At 38.4% G+C, this 19,308-nt stretch carries 13 protein-coding genes and 1 pseudogene; 6 read left to right on the top strand and 8 right to left on the bottom strand.

What is annotated here, in order from left to right; genetic code table 11:
* Window positions 1-7: 7 nt before the first annotated feature.
* Entirely contained in the window at window positions 8-214 is a 207-nt protein-coding gene (locus tag ACZ5A8_RS11915; protein ID WP_464534111.1) for a transposase, read from the bottom strand.
* A 52-nt stretch (window positions 215-266) separates the two neighbouring features.
* The gene (locus tag ACZ5A8_RS11910; protein WP_464529255.1) at window positions 267-578 is read right to left on the bottom strand and encodes a hypothetical protein; all 312 of its coding nucleotides are present in this window, start codon (window positions 576-578) and stop codon (window positions 267-269) included.
* A 400-nt stretch (window positions 579-978) separates the two neighbouring features.
* Between ACZ5A8_RS11910 and ACZ5A8_RS11905 the strand changes: the two are divergent.
* A pseudogene (locus ACZ5A8_RS11905) lies at window positions 979-2,134 on the top strand (IS630 family transposase).
* Between the two features lie 518 nt (window positions 2,135-2,652).
* Here the strand turns inward: ACZ5A8_RS11905 and ACZ5A8_RS11900 are convergent.
* The gene (locus tag ACZ5A8_RS11900; protein ID WP_464529253.1) at window positions 2,653-3,228 is read right to left on the bottom strand and encodes a hypothetical protein; all 576 of its coding nucleotides are present in this window, start codon (window positions 3,226-3,228) and stop codon (window positions 2,653-2,655) included.
* Between the two features lie 791 nt (window positions 3,229-4,019).
* Between ACZ5A8_RS11900 and ACZ5A8_RS11895 the strand changes: the two genes are divergently transcribed.
* Window positions 4,020-4,613, top strand: a complete 594-nt coding sequence (locus tag ACZ5A8_RS11895) for a hypothetical protein (protein ID WP_464529252.1) — start codon at window positions 4,020-4,022, stop codon at window positions 4,611-4,613.
* A gap of 567 nt (window positions 4,614-5,180) precedes the next feature.
* Window positions 5,181-5,576 carry a DUF6326 family protein gene (locus tag ACZ5A8_RS11890; RefSeq protein WP_464529250.1) on the top strand — a complete coding sequence of 132 codons (396 nt, stop codon included), beginning with the start codon at window positions 5,181-5,183 and terminating at the stop codon, window positions 5,574-5,576.
* Window positions 5,577-5,920: 344 nt separating this feature from the next.
* Here ACZ5A8_RS11890 and ACZ5A8_RS11885 read toward each other — a convergent pair whose 3' ends face one another.
* Both ACZ5A8_RS11885 and ACZ5A8_RS11880 read right to left on the bottom strand, forming a co-directional pair.
* The gene (locus tag ACZ5A8_RS11885) at window positions 5,921-6,220 is read right to left on the bottom strand and encodes a carboxymuconolactone decarboxylase family protein (RefSeq protein ID WP_464529249.1); all 300 of its coding nucleotides are present in this window, start codon (window positions 6,218-6,220) and stop codon (window positions 5,921-5,923) included.
* 868 nt (window positions 6,221-7,088) lie between these two features.
* Window positions 7,089-7,628, bottom strand: a complete 540-nt coding sequence (locus ACZ5A8_RS11880; protein WP_464529247.1) for a GNAT family N-acetyltransferase — start codon at window positions 7,626-7,628, stop codon at window positions 7,089-7,091.
* A gap of 451 nt (window positions 7,629-8,079) precedes the next feature.
* Between ACZ5A8_RS11880 and ACZ5A8_RS11875 the strand changes: the two genes are divergently transcribed.
* Window positions 8,080-8,400, top strand: a complete 321-nt coding sequence (locus tag ACZ5A8_RS11875) for a cupin domain-containing protein (RefSeq protein WP_322221151.1) — start codon at window positions 8,080-8,082, stop codon at window positions 8,398-8,400.
* A gap of 782 nt (window positions 8,401-9,182) precedes the next feature.
* On the opposite strand, the gene ACZ5A8_RS11870 is transcribed toward ACZ5A8_RS11875, so the two are convergent.
* Window positions 9,183-10,364, bottom strand: a complete 1,182-nt coding sequence (locus ACZ5A8_RS11870) for an IS110 family RNA-guided transposase (RefSeq protein ID WP_464529245.1) — start codon at window positions 10,362-10,364, stop codon at window positions 9,183-9,185.
* Window positions 10,365-10,867: 503 nt separating this feature from the next.
* Between ACZ5A8_RS11870 and ACZ5A8_RS11865 the strand changes: the two genes are divergently transcribed.
* Window positions 10,868-12,157: a hypothetical protein gene (locus tag ACZ5A8_RS11865; RefSeq protein WP_464529244.1), complete on the top strand. Its 1,290-nt coding sequence runs from the start codon at window positions 10,868-10,870 to the stop codon at window positions 12,155-12,157.
* 490 nt (window positions 12,158-12,647) lie between these two features.
* Here the strand turns inward: ACZ5A8_RS11865 and ACZ5A8_RS11860 are convergent, their stop codons facing one another.
* Window positions 12,648-14,951 (bottom strand): FIMAH domain-containing protein, encoded by a 2,304-nt coding sequence (locus tag ACZ5A8_RS11860; RefSeq protein WP_464529242.1) that lies wholly within the window; start codon window positions 14,949-14,951, stop codon window positions 12,648-12,650.
* 305 nt (window positions 14,952-15,256) lie between these two features.
* Here ACZ5A8_RS11860 and ACZ5A8_RS11855 point away from each other — a divergent pair, with 305 nt between their 5' ends.
* Window positions 15,257-15,418, top strand: a complete 162-nt coding sequence (locus ACZ5A8_RS11855) for a hypothetical protein (RefSeq protein WP_464529241.1) — start codon at window positions 15,257-15,259, stop codon at window positions 15,416-15,418.
* Here the strand turns inward: ACZ5A8_RS11855 and ACZ5A8_RS11850 are convergent.
* Complete coding sequence (locus ACZ5A8_RS11850) at window positions 15,415-18,609, bottom strand: hypothetical protein (protein ID WP_464529240.1); 3,195 nt, start codon at window positions 18,607-18,609, stop codon at window positions 15,415-15,417. The genes ACZ5A8_RS11855 and ACZ5A8_RS11850 overlap by 4 nt on opposite strands.
* Between the last annotated feature and the right edge of the window lie 699 nt (window positions 18,610-19,308).

Raw genomic sequence — 19,308 nt, 5'->3', positions numbered from 1 at the left:
TTATTTTTCAATCATTCCTTAGTCGTCTCCAAGCAGTTACGTAAGATCCGTATTGTTTGGGCATATCTCGCCATTGACAACCTGTAACAAGAACATAAAGAATTCCGTTAATGATCTGACGATCATTTACTCTCTTCCTCCCAACCTTCGGTTGGGGAGGAAGGTGTAAGTGAATATGAGCCCATTGAGCATCAGTAAGTTCTTCGAAATGTATACTAATCCCCTATATAATATAAAATCAAATAATATATAATTTTGAAACAGGCTCAATGGTAAAATAAGTAAAATATAGGGTAACCAAAAGTATCTACCATAAACTCATTTCTTTTTGCAACTTCAATTAGTTTTTTTACTGCTGCTAAATATCCATCTGCATACGCTTCCCACGGATCAGCTATTCTTCCATCATTATATATGTATCCACAAATTTCGTTATCTTTAGCCTGTTTATACAAATCTAAAGAGCATTCCGGCCTTTCTGATGGATTAAAATCAAGAGTAGGTTTCAAACTTTTAATGTAATCTATAATAGCTTCAGGATTTGAAGCACAAAGTTCAAGAATTTCTTCACGATTCATAACAGTAAAAAGAAATAGTTTTATATCATTCTTCCGAAATGTAATAAGTTTGAACTCAGTTCATTTTTTAACCTGATGTTTCGGTTTCTGAGTTTGAAATTGAGAGAATTGATTCTTATGACATAAAGCAAAAAATTGTTAATATCTCTAATGTTGATTGGAAGAAATTAGGGTATTCTAAAGGCACTTTACATTACCTAAAGCAGAATACCAAGTCAAATAAACCATTTACTCTTAATGCTCATGCTCTGGAAAAGGTGAGTAAGTGAGAGCATTGGTTTCAGATAAAGATAAAAATGTGTATGTTTTTACTGTAAAAGTAAAAATGTAAAATTTACTAGTGCTTCGATTCTGAATTATATGCATAAATCATTATATTAGTAAGACTATAAATGTACTTATGCCTCGCATAAGTCTTCGTCCCAAATTATCATTTACTCAACAAGAGTTAGACTATCTGACCAAGTTAAGTCGTTCCAGAAATCAAACTGCAAGCATTGTTGAAAGATCCAGGATTGTACTTTTAAGCTATCAGGGAAAAAACGATACTGAGATCTCCAGAGAGTTAAAAGTAGATTACAAAACTGTAAGACTATGGATAAAAAGAGTTTTGGATCTTGGAGTTAAAGAAGGCTTGGTAGACAAATCAAGAAGTGGAAGACCTCAAGATATTAATGCTGAATCACGAGCTTGGGTGGTCTCACTTGCTTGTATGAAACCAAAAGATCTTGGTTATCCTCATGAAATATGGACTCAGAGGCTCCTTGTTGAATATATCAGGGAGAATTGTATCAAAGAGAAACATCCTGATTTATCTTCGATAAATCAGGGAACAATTTCAAAGATTCTCAATGCAAGCAAAATAAAACCACATAAGATTAGCTATTACATTGCTAAAGTTGATCCCGATTTTGATCAAAAAGCAGCCAATGTCCTGGATACATATAGAGAGTCTAAAAGACTAAGTGAAAAAAAAGAAAAACGAAGAAATTAAAACAGTGATTATTTCTTACGATGAAAAACCAGGTATTCAGGCAATTGGAAATGTTTATCCAGATCTTATGCCAGTAGAAGGGCATTATTCTACAATAGCAAGAGATTATGAGTATAAAAGACATGGGACTCTTTCAATATTAGCTGGAATTGACTTGATATCTGGGATAATTTATTATAAAGTATTTGAGCAGCATAGAAGCTGCGAATTCGTTGAATATCTCAAAGGACTTGAGTCAACATACTTAGAAGAAAAAATCATAATTATACTGGATAATCTAAAAGTTCATACATCAGAAGAAACTCGGGAATACCTGGCAACGGTTCCTGATAAATTTGAATTTGTTTTCACACCCAAACATGCCTCGTGGCTGAATATCATCGAAAGTTTTTTCAGTAAAATGGTAAGGAGCGTGTTGAGAGGAATAAGAGTAGACTCAATGAATGAATTAAAAGAAAGAATTAGTCAATATATAAACCAGATTAACGAAAAACAAGTTATATTTACGTGGAGATATAAAATGGAAGAAATGGATGAAATGCCTGGTGGAATCACAGTCTAAAATGGCGTTAATTAGGAATCGATGCACTAGTAAAAGGTAAAAACAGCTTAAGGAAATTTGCAATAAATTTATAAAAGGTAACTATGAGCTGATCCTAAAACTCAAAAACTACTTCTTTGAACCTTAATTTTTGAAGTAATCAATCGAGCTACTAACCAGAAAAAAGCTGTGAAGCTCTTATAATATGTGAATGAAAATGGGTTTTGGGATAGGCTCATAATTAGATTAAATGAGGTTTTGGGATAAGCTCGTTATATATCCCATATTTTAGTGCGAAGGGTGGGATTCGAACTCAAGAACTACTCATATAACAGATCTTAAATTTGGTATTTTTGCTATGGTTTCTTGTTTTGCAGGAAATCTGTTCTACAGATACCCACAGCTTCCAGCAGGCACTGTGTAAAAACTTCCAGGCTTATTTTTCAAACCCATCTAGACGAACACTTTGATCAAATGTTTTGAAAGACTCTAAAGGGCTTAAAATGGCTTGAGATTTTCGATCTGTAATTCTCCGGCAGTCATGCTCTTTGTAGGCGGTTATATGTGGCGAATGCAAATATTATCCCTGCGTATCCATAGGCAAGAGAGAGGATTATGTCCTTTATGTTTACAGGCTTTGCAAAATTCTCAAACAGATATGAAAAACCATAGTCAGTTACATTTAGTAAAAAAACAAATATTGCAAACCCAAAAATAAATGAAGTCGCTCTGTAACTACTTTCATGCAGGAGAAAGTCGAATAGCGCTGCAATCATTATTACTATTGCAACCTTTGGAATGTATATCCAGTCTCCAACCATTATGTGGCTTAGAATTCCAATACTCCCATATATTATGAAAATCATGGTGACGGATTTGAATTTCCTGATGACTAAGCTTACTAATGAAATAACATAGATTGTGGTAATGCCTGCGGCTGACCCACCTGGCATCTTTGAGAGGAAAATACTCAAGAAGACATTGTTCACAATGAACAAGACCAGTGCAGAACCAACAATAAGCCAGTCTTCCTGTGAAAGTATTCCTTTTTTCTCAATGATAGTTGTGCTTTGCTTGTTATCTCTTTGATCCAGTTTTTTTAGTTCATCTATCACAGTATGACCTCTGGATTACTGTATAGATACAATTTCTTTTGGTAAAAAACATTTTTATCATTGTTCAAATGACGATTTATACAGAGCCAAAAGTATCGTATTCCCTACTTTGCTCCAGCGACTTCCCTTATCAATATCTTCCGATGAGACATAAGGTTCGGCTCAGTAAATTGAAGCACATTTGGAATCCATTCTTTTAATTCAATAGCATTCTTTTTACTTAAACTTCCAGATCAACTGATAATATTTTCACGTTATTACTAACGGTCAAATAGTGATTTCTCTATAAAAATACTTTTAAATAGTAATATTTTTGTTCAGGCTCTTTAATAATATGTTTAAAAAGAATTGGAAAGATCACTACACTTACACATCGACTAACAACTTTTTAATTTATTTGATATTTCGTTGTGACAATTCCAAGGCATTCTTCATGATATAATAAAATAAATCTGGAGAAAGAGCAACCTTTTAAATTTTTGTCCAACTCTCATGATAAAAGTCCTATTAATAGATAATTTGATATGTTCTTAAATTCTTTTAGATGTTAGGGAAATTTCATGGCGTATAATAGTTCAGAGATAGCAGAGCAATTGGATTCGATGGGTATTGTATAAGTTTTGAACGTATTTCTGGTGCCCCTAGACGAGCCTATAATGTAATGACTGAAGAAATTAGCGAATACTATTCATGAGGTAATGTAAATTGAAGCTGACATGCTCCTACAGAGGTGTACAGGTTAAAATCAGACCTTTGAGGGATTGAAACACAACGGAATAGAGAGGGTATAAGTGAGTAAAACATTAAAATATACAATATTGGTGAGCTTAGTACTGCTTTGCTCAGGTTGTGCGGGTAACTTAGGCAATGATGAAATGAAGATAAATGTCACAAATGAGATCATTACCACAAACATAAGCAAAACAAATAACACCACACAAATAAATGAACCTATTTCATTAAACAACGCAACTTTAAATGAAAGTGTAAACCAAAGTACAAACCAAACCATTGAAGAAGCTTATGAAAATGCTGTTCGGGTAAAAGATGTAACAAAACGAGAGGTAATATCTTTCGTTCACAGTGATACAACAGATAAAGAAAAACTTACCGACTGTTGGGAATATGCCGAACGAGTACAAAAGAATGCAAATGATAAGGGAATTAGATGTGGTGTAGTGCGTGTTGATCTTAAGGGCAATTATTATTATGTACTAAATTGCTTTGAGGCTACAGATTATGGTATGATATATACCAGCAGTGAGACTTGGGACTTAATTGCCACTTGTGAAGAAGGTGGAACTTTAAAATTCAAAGGTCTTATAAAGGAAAATACTAACTGGAAAGATATGGGAACTATAGAAAAATGCACAATTTATTGGTAAAACAAATAATAGAGAGAGTATAAATGAAGACTATAGACGGTTAAAATAAGGCTTTAGAGGGATTGAAACTCTATTAACGTGAAAGCTTAGGCTTTTTCAATGCATTTGTTGAGAAAGTATAATTGCAAATGTTAAAACTTATTTAAAACCTGACTATTATTATGACTATTACAATAAATAGTTAGATATGGAAATTTTGAGGTTTCTAGCTAATAAAAAACGCATATTTTTTCTCTACAAATCGTAAACTCTTATTTTGTCCTACTCACCACAGTAAAGGAAAATTCTATTACTTTTTTTGTGTTAGGTGTCTGTGTGCTGTTACAAAGAAAAGCTTGCAGCAAAGTGAAGCCAGAAACCTGCAGCATTAGGCTTTCAGACCATTGAAGAGAGTAAAGCAGTAAAGTCTCTAAGACCTTTATTTTGATCATAAAAAGTAGATTTATCGTTTTTATTTTATACATAGATTTTTATTATAAAATTATATGCGGTATGTAGAAAAGTTATAATAAGGAAAATGGTAAACAGATAAAGTTACTTTAAGGAATCTCTAAGGAGGCAGAAGTTTTGGAAGATTGGAAGATAAAGATTTCAGTGCTTTGGCTCTTTGCATCAATTGCCTTTTTGGCTCATCAGATAATATTGCTTATGGAACCAGGTATTATAGCACAATTAATGGCAGGAGAAGCAGAAGGCCAGAAGATAAGCCCTGGTATGATACTATTCTCTGCAATCTTAATGCTGGTTCCAATGATGATGGCTTTCCTATCCCTGACCCTGAAAGATTCGCTGAATCGCTGGTTAAATATCATCGTGGGCGGGGTCTTTGCTCTCCTATGGTTTATTAGCGTAATTGAAGCTACACAGTCTGGATACTGGGGTGGAGCACTAATGACACTTTCAGCAGTCGTGGCTTCGGCACTAATCGTATGGTATGCATGGAAGCACCGCCTAGCATCATGACCAATAAAATATCAGTTATTATACTAATGAGCTGGTTTTAAAATTCCGACTACTTATATTAAGGCGAGGCAAAACCACATTGAGTAAAAAACAGATTAAGTATTAAAAGGCGACAGTTGAGTAAAAAAGGAAGATAACTAGAAAGTACTGATAACAGGACAACGGATTAAACAGCAGAAGTGAGTCTTTGTGGGAAGATAGGGTACCTGATTTTTGGGATTGAGTTTAGGTGGATATGAGTTTGGGATATTTATTGAGAAAAATAGTTTTCTCAGGTGCCCTATTCCCAATGTTATTTAGTCCTCCATCACATATAAAAATAGTGAAATTATCTTTTTTACTTTTTATAGGACATCATTCAGGGCTCTCGCAGCCGTGTAAACACTTCCAACTCCAAAAATATACTGAGCTATCCTTATTGCTTCCATAATCTCTTCTTTTGTAGCTCCGGCTTCCATTGCCTGAATTGCAAGGACTTTTACCCCGTCGACTGCACCGTTAGCTGCATCAAGTGCCATTGCAATAAGGAATTTGTATTTCATTGGCATTCCGCCTTCTGAAAATGCAAGTCCGCGCGTACTTTCGAGAAGCTTGAAAAATTCGGGATCTTTATCCATTATAACCTGCAGAGGGTTTTCTGACAATTTATCGCCTCCATATCAATATTTCTTTCGAAATTTCGGTTACATCTATTGGTATATTTCCTTTCGTTTCTATTAGTATTATTCTATTTACTTATCACTCTGTTTACTTATCACTCTGTTTACCTATCACTCTGTTTACCTATCACTCTGTTTACTTATCGAGCTCATCCCAAAAGCCGTTTTTTATTTCCAACCATTAAGAATTTTCAGGGCTGTTTTCACTCTCCTAAACCAGGTTGACTATACCAGATATGTTTATCAATTAGCCGTCACTTGCTGCTTAATGGTTAATTGTCCCATCTTTCAGCCCTAGTGAAAACTGTGCTTTAATTTAAATAGTGCTTTAATTTAAAACTGTACTCTAATTTAAAACTATACTTTAATTTAATTGACGGTGATCGGCTTCATTCGTGCCGGAGTGCAGGAAAAGACAGCTAAAGTCTGCCATGCAGCAGGGTAAAAAAAGGTACTGAAAGTGAGTAGTATATTAGGAAGTGTAAAAAAGTGCGGAATAGCGTAAAAAAATAACGTAAAAAAATAACGTAAAAAAATAACGTAAAAAAATAACGTAAAAAAATAACGTAAAAAGATATACTTTATGAAGGGGGTAGGGGCATCTGTTTTTCGGTGAGGTAGGAATTGGGGGATAGGAATGTGGGGTTTTAAAAGAGTTTTCAGATGCCCAGTATGTATATAATACTTACAAATATATAAAATATAGTTTATACTGCTATATTTCAGCCTTTTCTGGAAGTACTCTAATTATTTCAATAACTTAATTGTCCTGAAGGACTGTATCTCTAGTCTCAGGATGTTCAGGAGAATAAGTGGTATTGAAGCAGCCTTATAAAAGGATTATAAAGCTGGATCAGAAACTTTTATTTTCTCTTTGAAGCTCATAAGTTATTGTTCCTTCTTCTGGGCCATTTCCTACAAAAAGAAAACCATTCTTTTCCAGTACGCGAATCGAAGCTTTCAGACGCGGATACGTATGGGCTATGATGCAATCTTTTTTGAGGCTGGAAAAAGCCCACTCCAGCATTGACCGGACAGCTTCTGTTGCATATCCTTTGTTCTGGTAGTCGGCAAGCATGGAGTATCCTAGCTCAAGAGTTCCGTCTTCGTGAACAAGGAATCCTCCGTTTCCTATCAGGACAGGCAGTTTCAGCTCCTTCTGATTCAGGAGCCAGTAAAAGGTCCAGATTTTTCGGTCTCTTGCCTGCATCCTCCCTATGAACTCTTCAATCACTTCAGGAGTGATCTGATCAGGCGGCCATTCCTGCGGAACATGTGCATTGAGCGTAGAAGCAAATGACGTGCGGTCATGCAGTTCCAGAAGATATAGCTTCACAGTTGCAGGAACCAGAGACATCCTTTCGGTGTTAATAGGGAAAAGAATCAGGGGCATGCAATGGATTTGTGTCTTTTTAGAGATAATCTTTTTGGTAAGTTACCTCTAAGGTCTGGAAATGAGATCAAAATGTGGGGAATGGGCATCTGAGAGTTTGGAGTGGTTTGGGAGTGGGGGTGTAAAAGTTGTTGGGGGTTTGAAAAGAGTGTTTCAGATGCCCAGAGTTATAATAATGGCTGATATTATATAAAATTATGGATATAATATATTTTGATCAGACTTTTGATCAAATTCATCCGAAAACCGTGTTAGATCAAGATAGAAGTATTATCTATCTGAAAAGAATGCAGTTTGAAAAGACGTAGTTCCAGGCTTATCTGGAAAAGATTAAATTCGATGCTTAAATTTACCAGGAAACATAAAATAATATAAAAGATAATCTCATTTAAAAAATTCTGCCAGAGCTGGCATATCGATCTAATTTTTAGAAAGGAATAGAGGACTTCTTATGTTTTGTAAGAGTAATTCAAAAGAATATAAAGACCTTCTTCCCGGAATCCGGATGAAAACAGTAGTTTATGGAGAAAAGACTCTGATGACCGAGTTCCTTTTAAAAAGTGGAAGTAACCTTCCTTCTCATGGCCACATTCACGAACAAACCGGCTATCTGGTATCAGGAAAAATTCTCCTGACTTTTGATGGAGAAACATTTGAAGTGAGCCCGGGTGATTCATGGAATATCCCCGGCGGTGTAATTCACAGTGCCGAAGCTATGGAGGATTCCGTAGCTATTGAGGTTTTTTCTCCGAAAAGGGATGAATATTTATAATAAAAACAAATTTTTAAAAAGGGTTTCCTTAGTCAACTGATTTATTTATATAGAAACTCTAAAGAGGGATAATTCCGCTTTCTATCCATGCTTTGCAGAGCTCTAACCAGCCTGCCAGATGCCATGGAGAACACCCTCCCTGGTGCCCGTCAAAAAAAGAAAAAAACACTAAAAGGAGACTTAAAAAAGAATACTTATGAATATTTTTAGATTGTCTCTAATTTTGCTTTATTTAGTAAACCTGAAAATTTTGTGTTTTTTACTTTTGTGGCTTTTTTCTTCTTTTCCTTTTTTTGAGAAAAGCCGCTCTCCTTTGTCAAACATGACAAAACCGGCTTAACATAGCGAATAAGGCTGCACTGATTAGAAATATTTGTAATTCAGTCCTTCTGAGCAAAGTTCACTCCTATACCTCATAAATCAGTCCTCCTGAGCGAAGCAAAGCGTAGCGAAAAGGACCTCGTGCTGTTGCACTTGCAGTGCAACTCCCAGAAAATCGAAGATTTCCTGTGATCCCGACGCGAAACTCGGGAAGTAAAATCTGTGATTTTATAATTTAGACATGTTATAAATGATTTTTTATATTCGATTTTTTCATCAAGGGGAATTATTATGAAAAAGCCGCGCTGATAGCGCGGTAAATTTCCATGAATATGCCTAAAAGGTTTTTTTGCTCCTCAACCCAAAAACTCTTCCTTCCCTTTTCGCATAGACCGATAAAAATCCATAGCCACAGCTACCTTTTTTCAATCATTTTTCTCAGTTCCCCCTCTCAATTTACTTTATCCCGGTATCTGGAACGGTCTTTTGTTCTTTTCTACAGACCAGATAATCCTTATCATCTTTTTAGCTGATGCACAGAGTGCAGTATTGTAGTGCTTCCCCTCACTCATTTTCTTCATAAAATACTGCTCTATTACCGGATTAAACAGCTTTGCTTGCACAACAGCTCTCCCCAAAACCCATCTTAGCAGTTTTGATCCCTTTTTGTTAGGTCCTGAAATAACTTCCTTGTTCCCAGATTGTTTTACTTTTGGATCATATCCTGCAAAAGCAACGATCTGGTCAGGATGCTGAAAGTTTTCCACATCTCCAAGTTCAGCCCAGATCATAGCTGCCATTAAATCGCTGATTCCCGGAATTGTCTGAAGATAATGCTTATCCTTCACCGTTTTCCATGCAGCCGAAATCCTGGTTTCCACTTCTTTTATCTGGTTTTCTATATATTCAATCAGTTTCAGCAGAGACTCAACTTCAAATAGTAAAGCCTCCTCAATAAAGTCAGGAGAAACTGAATCTTTCGCCATTTCTAAAAGTTCTCTTGCTTTCTCAGGACTGTAATGATTCCTGCTCGTTTTTCTCATCAATTCAAAGAGCCTTTCTTCTCCCATTTCAAGCATATCAAAGGGTCTTGGTGCTTCATTTAGAATAGCTATTGATGTTTTTGTGAATATGCTTGAAAACATCTGGTCATATCCAGGAAAAATAAGATGCATGTTGCGTATTACCCGCTTCTTCAGGTTAGCCACCTCTGATTTCAGTTTGAAATGGAATCTACAGTATTCCTTCAGTTCCATTCTCATTTTATCGCCATAACAGATTTTTGGGGCTTGCCCGAATCGAAGCATTCCAGCAATTGTTTTTGCATCGATTTGATCTGTTTTTGCTCCCCTAACGTTGACTGCTGCAAACCCCCTTACCTGAGAAGGATTGTAAAGATGGATTTCATAGTGTTTCGAAAGTTCACAATATATGGTATACCAGTATATTCCAGTGGCTTCCATTCCAATCCTTGGAATTAGATCTAATTCACCTGCGGTTGATTTTACACGTTCTCTGAACTTCTCAATACTGCTTTTTAAATTCTTAATTTTGATGTATTTTCCAATCTGTTCTCCCTTATCGTTCAGAATACAGGCTTCATGTATATTCTTAGCAACATCAATACCAACATTCAAATACACTTATAAGAGCCCCCACGACACTATTTTATAGACTGGGAACCAAATATCCCTCTGCTCTCTACAGACCGTAAGCTCGTGGAAAATCGCCAGACTCTGTGAACACAGAGCTGTAACATGTTAAATTGCCGGAGAGCCGTAGGAGTGAGGGTGGTAGTCTAAGATAGCCGGACAAAGCCGTAAGTCTGCAAAACTACCCTCCCAGCCTACGTATCGTTTTTATGAAAATGCAGCTATAAAAAGCTGCAATTATCCTTTATACGAGTCTGCTTGAGCGAGCGAAGCGAGTGAAACAGACCTCGTGCTGTTGCACTTGCAGTGCAACTCCCAGAAAATCTTCGATTTCCTGTGATCCCGAAGCGAAACTCGGGAAGCGAAACTCGGGCAGCGAAACTCGGGAAGTGAAACTCGGGCAGCGAAACTCGGGATCCATACATGTGCTCATAATTACATAAGAATAGTTTTTTATGTGATTTTTTATAATTTATTTTGTGGGGAGTATAAAGATGAGTAAGGAGAACATTCCACCGGGTTTTACAGACGCTCTTGATTTCAAATTCATGGACGCACTTTTTGGAAGAAGGGCACGCCGTTTTTTTATGGGGGCTTCGATTCCGGACGGTTATTTTAAGTACACATCAAAACACGATCCACTGCCTCTTACTGAATGGGAGCAGATGGCAGTCCTGTCTGCAGCAGCAGGTAACACAGGCTGGCATAACCTGATAATGCGTGGGGAAAGGTATGCACCTGCCCTTTCAAATTATGCATGCAGTGCTGGAGGGCGAACTTTTCCCTCCGCAGCAGGCTTTCATACCAGTGAGCTCTTTTTTACCGATGATACAGGAGTATACTTTTTTGAGACCCGTGACGCTCCTGAACTGACAGCACGCTCGGAGAACGGGACTTTTGATGCAGAGGAACTGATTAAAGTCCACAGGGCAAGAGTCCGCAAAATTTCGGAGGGCAGGCTGAAAATCCCCCCAGAGACACCATATATTGAGGCCCATAATACCTGGGTAGTCAACCATCCAGGAACAACCCTGATCATTCCAGTTGCAGACCTTGCCCAGCATGTGCTTGCCGGAATCTGCTATTATACGCAGAACGGTGCCTGCTTTTTTGACGATATCCATGGGAAAAAGATAGAAGGACTTGAGAAGTTCAATGGGCTTGTTGACATAGAAAATCCTTTGCCTTTAAGTTTTCTTGAGTTGTGGTCTTTTTCTGAAGCAACCGCAGAGCTTTCGATTGCATGTTATGCAGGTATGCTCATGCTGCAGGCTATGGGCCTTGGGGGCTGGATGTTCAATGGCATGGACCCGTTTTCAATTCTGGGGGCAAGTGGAAATCCTGACGTTCCAGGACTTGGTTTCAGGTATGATACAGATGAACGCTGGACTCTTCCAAATCCGACAGGGCTTCCGGGAGTTTTTGAAGGCTATACTCCTCCCCATTACAGAGATATGCGTCAGGCAGTTGATGCACTTACCGAAAGGAAGTTCGGAAAAGGCGGGCCTTTCAATCCTGATACCCCGGGATACTACAGGGATGCAGTGGCAGTCCGGAGCAGCGCTGTACCTCATAATAAAGAGTTCAGAGAATGTGTTGCCCTGCAGGCACAGTATATCTACGATAGTTTCGGAAAGTTCCCGGGCACAGTCCCGAGCATCTTTGTTATGCCCTATCTTCAGGCTCATCACCTGGACCTCGAGTTCTATGACCACTTCTATGAAAAAGGAGCCTATCTTGAAACTCATGCAAAGCATATGGAGCGCTGGCATCCCGAGAAGTGAAAAAAAAGAAACTTAACCGGGCTAAATGAGGGTATTTGCACTTGAGACTATAGTTTTTGAGAACTGGACCCTCTTACTCGTAGAGCTGAGTATACAGCTAATTGAGTACAGAGAAACGAAGGTAATCCAGCTGGCAATTACTTTATCATGGATATCGCATCCATGGCTCTTATAAAACCACTTGTGGACAACAATGTCACGCCGATGATTACGCCTTTTGTTCCCGGCGGGGTCCGGAGGACTGCAACAGTCGAGCTGGGGCCGATAGTAATAAGCTGGGGGAAGTCTGCACACTGGAGGAACTGAAGATTGTCCCTTGAAGCTTCTCCAATTATTGAGGAAAATTTCGAGAAACAAGTCCTAATGGAAAAGAGGTCTTAATAGATCAAAAAGGAAAAAAAATCAAAAAAGGAAAAAAAATAATAGATGTATAAAAGTGTTACTTTTTTCGGCTATTACCTCCTGAAGTCTATAACTCCAATTCTTACCCTTAATTCGCCTCTATCTGGTCGATAATTTTCTTTGCTTCCCTGACCATGTAATCCGCTTCATCAGCCGAAATCTGCTTGCATACCTTCATTTTTTCAGCGAGATGAATGAAGGACTTAAGCATGGAAATGGCTTTTGCACCCTCACCCTTTTCATAATGATGCATCGAAGCATCAAGGAGATTGGTCAGGCCAGTTTTTGTCTTCGCGTGGCACTTGTATGTACTTTCTACATATTCCTTGAGAGCCTGTGTACTATTCAAAGGCGTTAATTCAGAAGAACCGTTGTTCGGAACCTCAGCCGAAGCGAGGGTAAACATGTAGATGTCGGGATTTCCATTACGTCTATCTTCCCACACTATCCTGTTCCTGTGGACTGCAGGATAAATCGCTGATCCGCTGGTACTGATTTGACTTTCAGTGGCAGTAGAGAGATTGTACATGTAGATATCCCCCCACCCCCACCCTCCTGCATCGAGCTTTCGATTCTCATGCCAGACTATCCTGTTCCTATAGATAGCAGAAGCTTCTTTCTCTCCTCCTCTGGTGGTTATTCGAGTTTCAGTGGAGGTAGAGAGGTTGTACGTATAAACATCCCGCCTTCCATTGCGATTATCTGTCCAAACTATCCTGTCCCCGTAGATAGCAGGCTCTCTTTGTTCTGATTTATCGGTAGTAATATGAATTTCTTTGGAAGTGGAGAGATCGTACATGTAAATATCGGAGTTTAGGTTGTAATCGTCACCATTGCGCCAATCCTCCCATATTATTCTGTCCCCGTAGACTTTAGGTGACTGCTGATTTGATTCATTGGTAGTAATTTGAGTTTCCTTATGAGTTGAGAGATCATGCATGTAAATATCGTTGTTTGGATAGCCGTTGCGCTGATCTAACCATACTATCCTATCTTCGTAGATAGCAGGATCCCACTGATCTGATTCATTTGTGGTAATTTGAGTTTCCTTGGATGTGGAGAGGTTGTACATGTAGATATCCCAGTTTCCGTTGCGATCATCTGCCCATAATATTCTGTCCTCATAGATATCTGGATTCACCTGACATGATCTATTGGCAGTTATTTGGGTTTCCGTGGAAGTGGAGATATTATACATGTAGATATCCCCATTTTTAAAGTCATGCTGGTTTCCATTGCGCCAGTCCGTCCAAACTATCCTATCACCATAGATAGCAGGATGCTCCTGCTCTCCTTCATTTGTAGTAATCCGGGTTTCCGTACCCTGTGCCAGCTGTTCTTCTACAACTGTAGTAATCCGGGTTTCTGTGGAAGTGGAGAGGTCGTACATGTAAATGTCTGACATGTCATTGTAAGTTACTGCATTCCGTTCGTCTGTCCATACTATCCTGTTTCCGTAGATATCAGGACTCTCCTGAGTTGATTTATTGGTGGTGATCCGGGTTTCCGTGGACGTAGAAATATCGTACATGTGGATATCATGGTTTTCTTCGCCAGTGAAAGGAGTGCCACCAGGTATGTTCTTCCATACTATCTTATCACCATAAATTGCAGGTTGATATGCTTCATCTGTCAAACCGATGGTTTGTGTGGTGGAATTAGAGAGGTCGTACATCTTAATCAGGTAGTTTCCTGTTCCGGTTTCAGCCTCACACACGATCCTGTCTCCGTAGATGAAAGGAGCATGGTTCAAATCACCCATTTCACCAGATCCTTTATCCGAGCCCCAGAAATAACTTGTGACCCGGGTTTCCGTGGAAGTGGAGATGTTATACATGTAGATGGTTCCTTCTTCGACCCAGACTATCCTGTCTTCGTAGATATCAGGTGACGACTGATCCGATGAATTGTGTGTTATCTGAGTCTCCGTGGAAGTGGAAATGTCGTACATATAGATATCCCAGTTCCCATTGCGGTCGTCCTGCCACACAATCTTATCGCTGTAGATAGCAGGATTGATCTGACTTAATTCATTTGTAGTGATTTGAATTTCCTTATGAGTGAAAATATCATACATGTAAATGTCCCAGTTTCCAGAGGGATCCCAAGAATGACCGCTTTCTCTATTACGACCGTCCTGCCATACTATTCTGTCCCCATAGATATCGGGGTTCTGCTGGTCTGATCCATTGGTGGTGATCTGAGTTTTAGTGGAAGTGGAGATATTGTACATCTGGATATCCCAGTTTCCATTGCTATCGTCCTGCCACACTATCCTGTCTTCGTAGATAGCAGAGTTTTTTTCTGAACCTGCAGCTGCGTTCCCTGCAGTCATTATCAAAAAAACAAAAAATACTCCAACCCAAACTGCTATATTTTTGTTAATTTTCATATATTTACTCCTTAACTCAGAATAGAATTTATCCCTGGTTTGAATTTTTCCAAAACCCAGTTATTCCTGCATTCGCGTACCGAAATAAAATTGCAGAAAGAAATTCTGTCACAGTTACCCAGTAAATAAGAATATATATGTTCCGATTTTGAACAAAATAGAATAGTTTATTACTTAGAATAATAAACAATTATCAAAAATATGAATTTATATCATTTATTTGATTTTTAAATTTAGATCAGGAAGAGATTAGTGTACCTGCATTCCTTAACTGTTTTCAAAAGAATAGCTGAAATAACTAAGAAATGAAAAATGCTACAGCTACAATTCAACTCTGGAATCCTGAAAAGAAGGAAATTGCTAAATATTCTAATAAGATCAAAAAAGAGAAAAATGAACGTATAAAGAGTGTCACCGGTTTTTGCTTATCACCTCCTGAAGTTCACAACTTCAATCCTTATCCTTAATTTGCCTCTATCTGGTCGATATTATCTTCACTTAATTTTTCAGTATTCAGGCTTACTTCTTCTTTCTTTACAGGTTCAGAAACTACTTTTTCAGTATTCAAGCTTATTTCTTTATCTTCACTTATTTCTTTATCTTCAGGGATTTTCGCTGAAGTTTCTTCAACTTCGCAGCTTTTTTCTGGTGCCTTTACTTCTTCAAGGCTTTTTTCTGGTACTTTTACTTCTTCAGGGTTTTTTGCTGTAGCTTCTTCAACTTCACAGCTTTTTTCTGGTGCCTTTACTTCTTTCTCTTCAATTACTTCTTTCTCTTCATTTACTTCTTTATCTTCATTTACTTCTTTATCTTCATTTACTTCTTCATCTTCATTTACTTCTTTATCTTCAGAGCTTTTTTCCGGTGCCTTTACTTCTTCTGGTGCTTTTACTTCTTCAGGGCTTTTTGCTGGAGTTTCTTCAACCTCACAGCTTTTCTCTGGTGCTTTTACTGCTGTAGCTTCTTCAACTTCACAGCTTTTTTCTGGGGCCTTTACTTCTTTCTCTTCACTTACTTCTTTCTCTTCACTTACTTTTTCAGTATTCAGGCTTACTTCTTCTTTCTTTACAGGTTCAGAAACTGCTTTTTCAGTATTCGAGCTCACTTCTCCAATATAATTACAGACTGGTTTGGTTTCTTCGCAGATTGGCTTACAAACGGGTTTGGTTACTTCACAGACGGGTTCACAAACTGGTATAGTTTCTTCGCAGACTGGTTTAGTTTCTTGGCATACTTCGTCAGTTACACAGCCTGATACATTATCGGAGCCATTGTTTGGAACCTTATTGCCATTGTCTGTTCTATCTCCTTCATCCATCTGATCGATAATTTTCTTTGCTTCCTTTACCATGTAATCCGCTTCATCAACTGAAATTTGCTTGCATTCTTTCATTCTTTCAACGAGGTGAATAAAGGATTTAAGCATGGAAATGGCTTTTTCGTCCTCACCATTTTCGTAGAAACACATCGACTTATCAAGGAGAGAAGCCAGCCCGATTTTTGTCTTTGCATGGCACTTGTATGTACTTTCTACATATTCCTTGAGAGCCTGTATATTATCAAGAGGCGTTAATTCAGAACAATTGTCAGGAACCTGAGTATCATCATCCGTCTCATTGCCTTCATCCGTATCATTATCATCCAGAGGCGGCACCTCATCCGAAGCAAGGGTAAACATGTAGATATCCATATTTCCGTTGCGCTCATCACACCACACTACCCTGTCTCCGTAGATACTGGGAGTGGACCATGCTACTGATTTACTGGTGGTAATCTGAGTTTCCGTGGAAGTAGAGAGATCGTACATATAGAGGTCTAATTCAGATCCAGAATCAGGAGGATAGTCACTATTGCGATGATCTGGCCACACTATCCTGTTTCCGGAGATATCGGGACCTCCGTAAGCTGAAAAGTCGGAAGTTATTTTAGTTTCCGTGGCAGTGGAGAGATCGTACATGTTGACAATTCCTTCCCGCCCTTCCCGATTATTTGTTCCTACTATTCTGTTACCCGAGAAAGCAATATTGTATAATTGTAAGGCTGAACTTACATTTTCTTGCCTGCTAGTCGAGAGATCATATACAGAAATGTTAGAGCCATCCATGTCAGGGCCCCACACTATCTTATTGTCGTAAATATCTACAAAAACATTCAAATCGGGATTATCTGGTATTGTGCTTTTGGTTATTCGAGTTTCCTTCTTAGTGGACAAATCGTACATGTAGACGTCAAATCCTCCGAAACCATCATCAGGAGCACTCCCGGAATTGCGCTTATCCATCCAGACTATCCGATCTCCGTAGATTTCAGACCCGTAATACACGGATCCGCTTGTGGTTATCCGGGTTTCTTTGGAAGTGGAAACATTGAACATGTAGAGATCCGATTTTCCATTTCGACTGTCCTGCCAGACTATTCTGTCCCCATAGATATCGGGGTTAAGCTGGTCTGCTTCATCGTTGGTGATCTGAGTTTCAGTGGAAATGAAGAGGTCATACATGTAGATATCTGCGTTTCCATTGCGCCAATCGATCCAAACTATCCTATCTTCGTAGATATCGGGATTTGATTGTCTTGAGTTATTGGTAGTGATCTGAGTTTCCGTACCCTGTGCCAGCTGTTCTTCCTCAGAAGTGGTAATCCGGATTTCTTCGGAAGTAGAGAGGCCGTACATGTAAATATCCTCATTACCATTACGCTCATCTGTCCAGACTATCCTGTCCCCGTAAATGGCAGGATCTGCCTGACGTGATAAATTGGTGGTAATCTGAGTTTCAGTAGAAGTCGAAAGATTGTACATGTAGACATCACGGTTTCCGTCGCCAGGGCCACTATTACGACCATCTTCCCATACTATTATATCTCCATAGATTGCAGGATTATTAGAATCTACATCTACTTCACCGATCATTCTTTCAGCAGAAGTGGAGAGGTCGTACATCTTGATTATGTAGTTTCCTGTACTGGTTTCAGCCGAAGAAACAATCCTGTCTCCGTAGATGAAAGGAGCATGGTTCAAATCACCTGTCCCATCGTATTCTTTACCCAAACCCCAGAAGTAAGGTGTGACTCGGGTTTCTTTGGAAGTGGAGATGTTGTACATATAGATAGTCCATTCTTCAATCCATACTATCCTATCTTCGTAGATATCAGGTAACGACTGATCTGATACATTGCTCGTTATCTGGGTTTCCGTGGAAGTGGAGATGTCGTACATGTAGATATCCCAGTTTCCATTCCGGTCATCCTGCCACACGATCTTATCACCGTAGATAGCAGGATTAGTCTGACGTGATCCATTCCTGGTGATTTGAGTTTCCTTATAAGTGGAAATATCATACATGTAGATATCCCAGTTTCCAGTGAGATCCCAATAATCCCCGCTTCCTCCATTGCGACTGTCCTGCCAAACTATCCTGTCCCCATAGATATCAGGGTTCTGCTGGTTTGCTTCATCGCTGGTGATCTGAGTTTCAGTGGAAGTGGAAACATTGTACATTTGAATATCCCAGCTTCCATTGCTACCATCCTGCCACACTATCCTGTCTTCGTAGATAGCAGAGTTTCGTTCCGAACCTGCAGCTGCGTTCCCTGCGGTCGTCAGAAATAAAACAAAAAATATCCCAAAAAAAATTGCCGTTCTTTTGTTTATTTTCATCTTATTTTACCCCTAATTTAAAATGAATTTTTTAACCCTGATTTGATTTATTCCAGAATCCAGTTATTTCTACATTCGAGTACCGAAATAAAATTGCAGAAAAAAAGTTTTTCACAGTTACTTTCTATATAAGAATATATGTATTCTGATTTGAAATAGAACCGAATAATTTATTATTAATTATAACTATTAATTAAGTAAAATATGAAATATACATCATTTTTTTACAGTAATTAGCATTATTGTAGCTACGCTATGCATTAATTTCAAATTATTTTGAAACTTAAATTTTTGCCACACTCGATGAAGGAGAGTGGTCTTACAAAGAAATAAGAAAAGGCCAGAAATGAGAGCCAGAAAATGAAAGTAATATAACCAGTGCAAAATTAAAACTGACAGAAAAAACCGGTACGAGTACAACAGAACGGAATAAAAATACAAATTAAATTCATTCTTTTTCAAGTATCTTTTTCACTTTTTTGCAGGGCCGCCAGCCAGGCTGACGGGGGCGCCCTGTACAGTTTAAATTAAAAAAGGGTCTCTTCGGTTAAGAGAGTGTTGTCTCAGCCGGGGGATTTTTTCCATATTATTTGATCTCTTATAATCACAATCAATATCTTTTTGCGTTTTTACCTGACTGGCAGGCCGGCTTCAGCCCCGTGTGGCAAGGTAAGAGAAAACTGATAGATTTCCTCTCTG

This window comes from Methanosarcina subterranea (assembly GCF_055385895.1).
The sequence above is the reverse complement of the archived record's forward strand: the minus strand, read 5'-3'. Positions and strand labels throughout refer to the sequence as shown.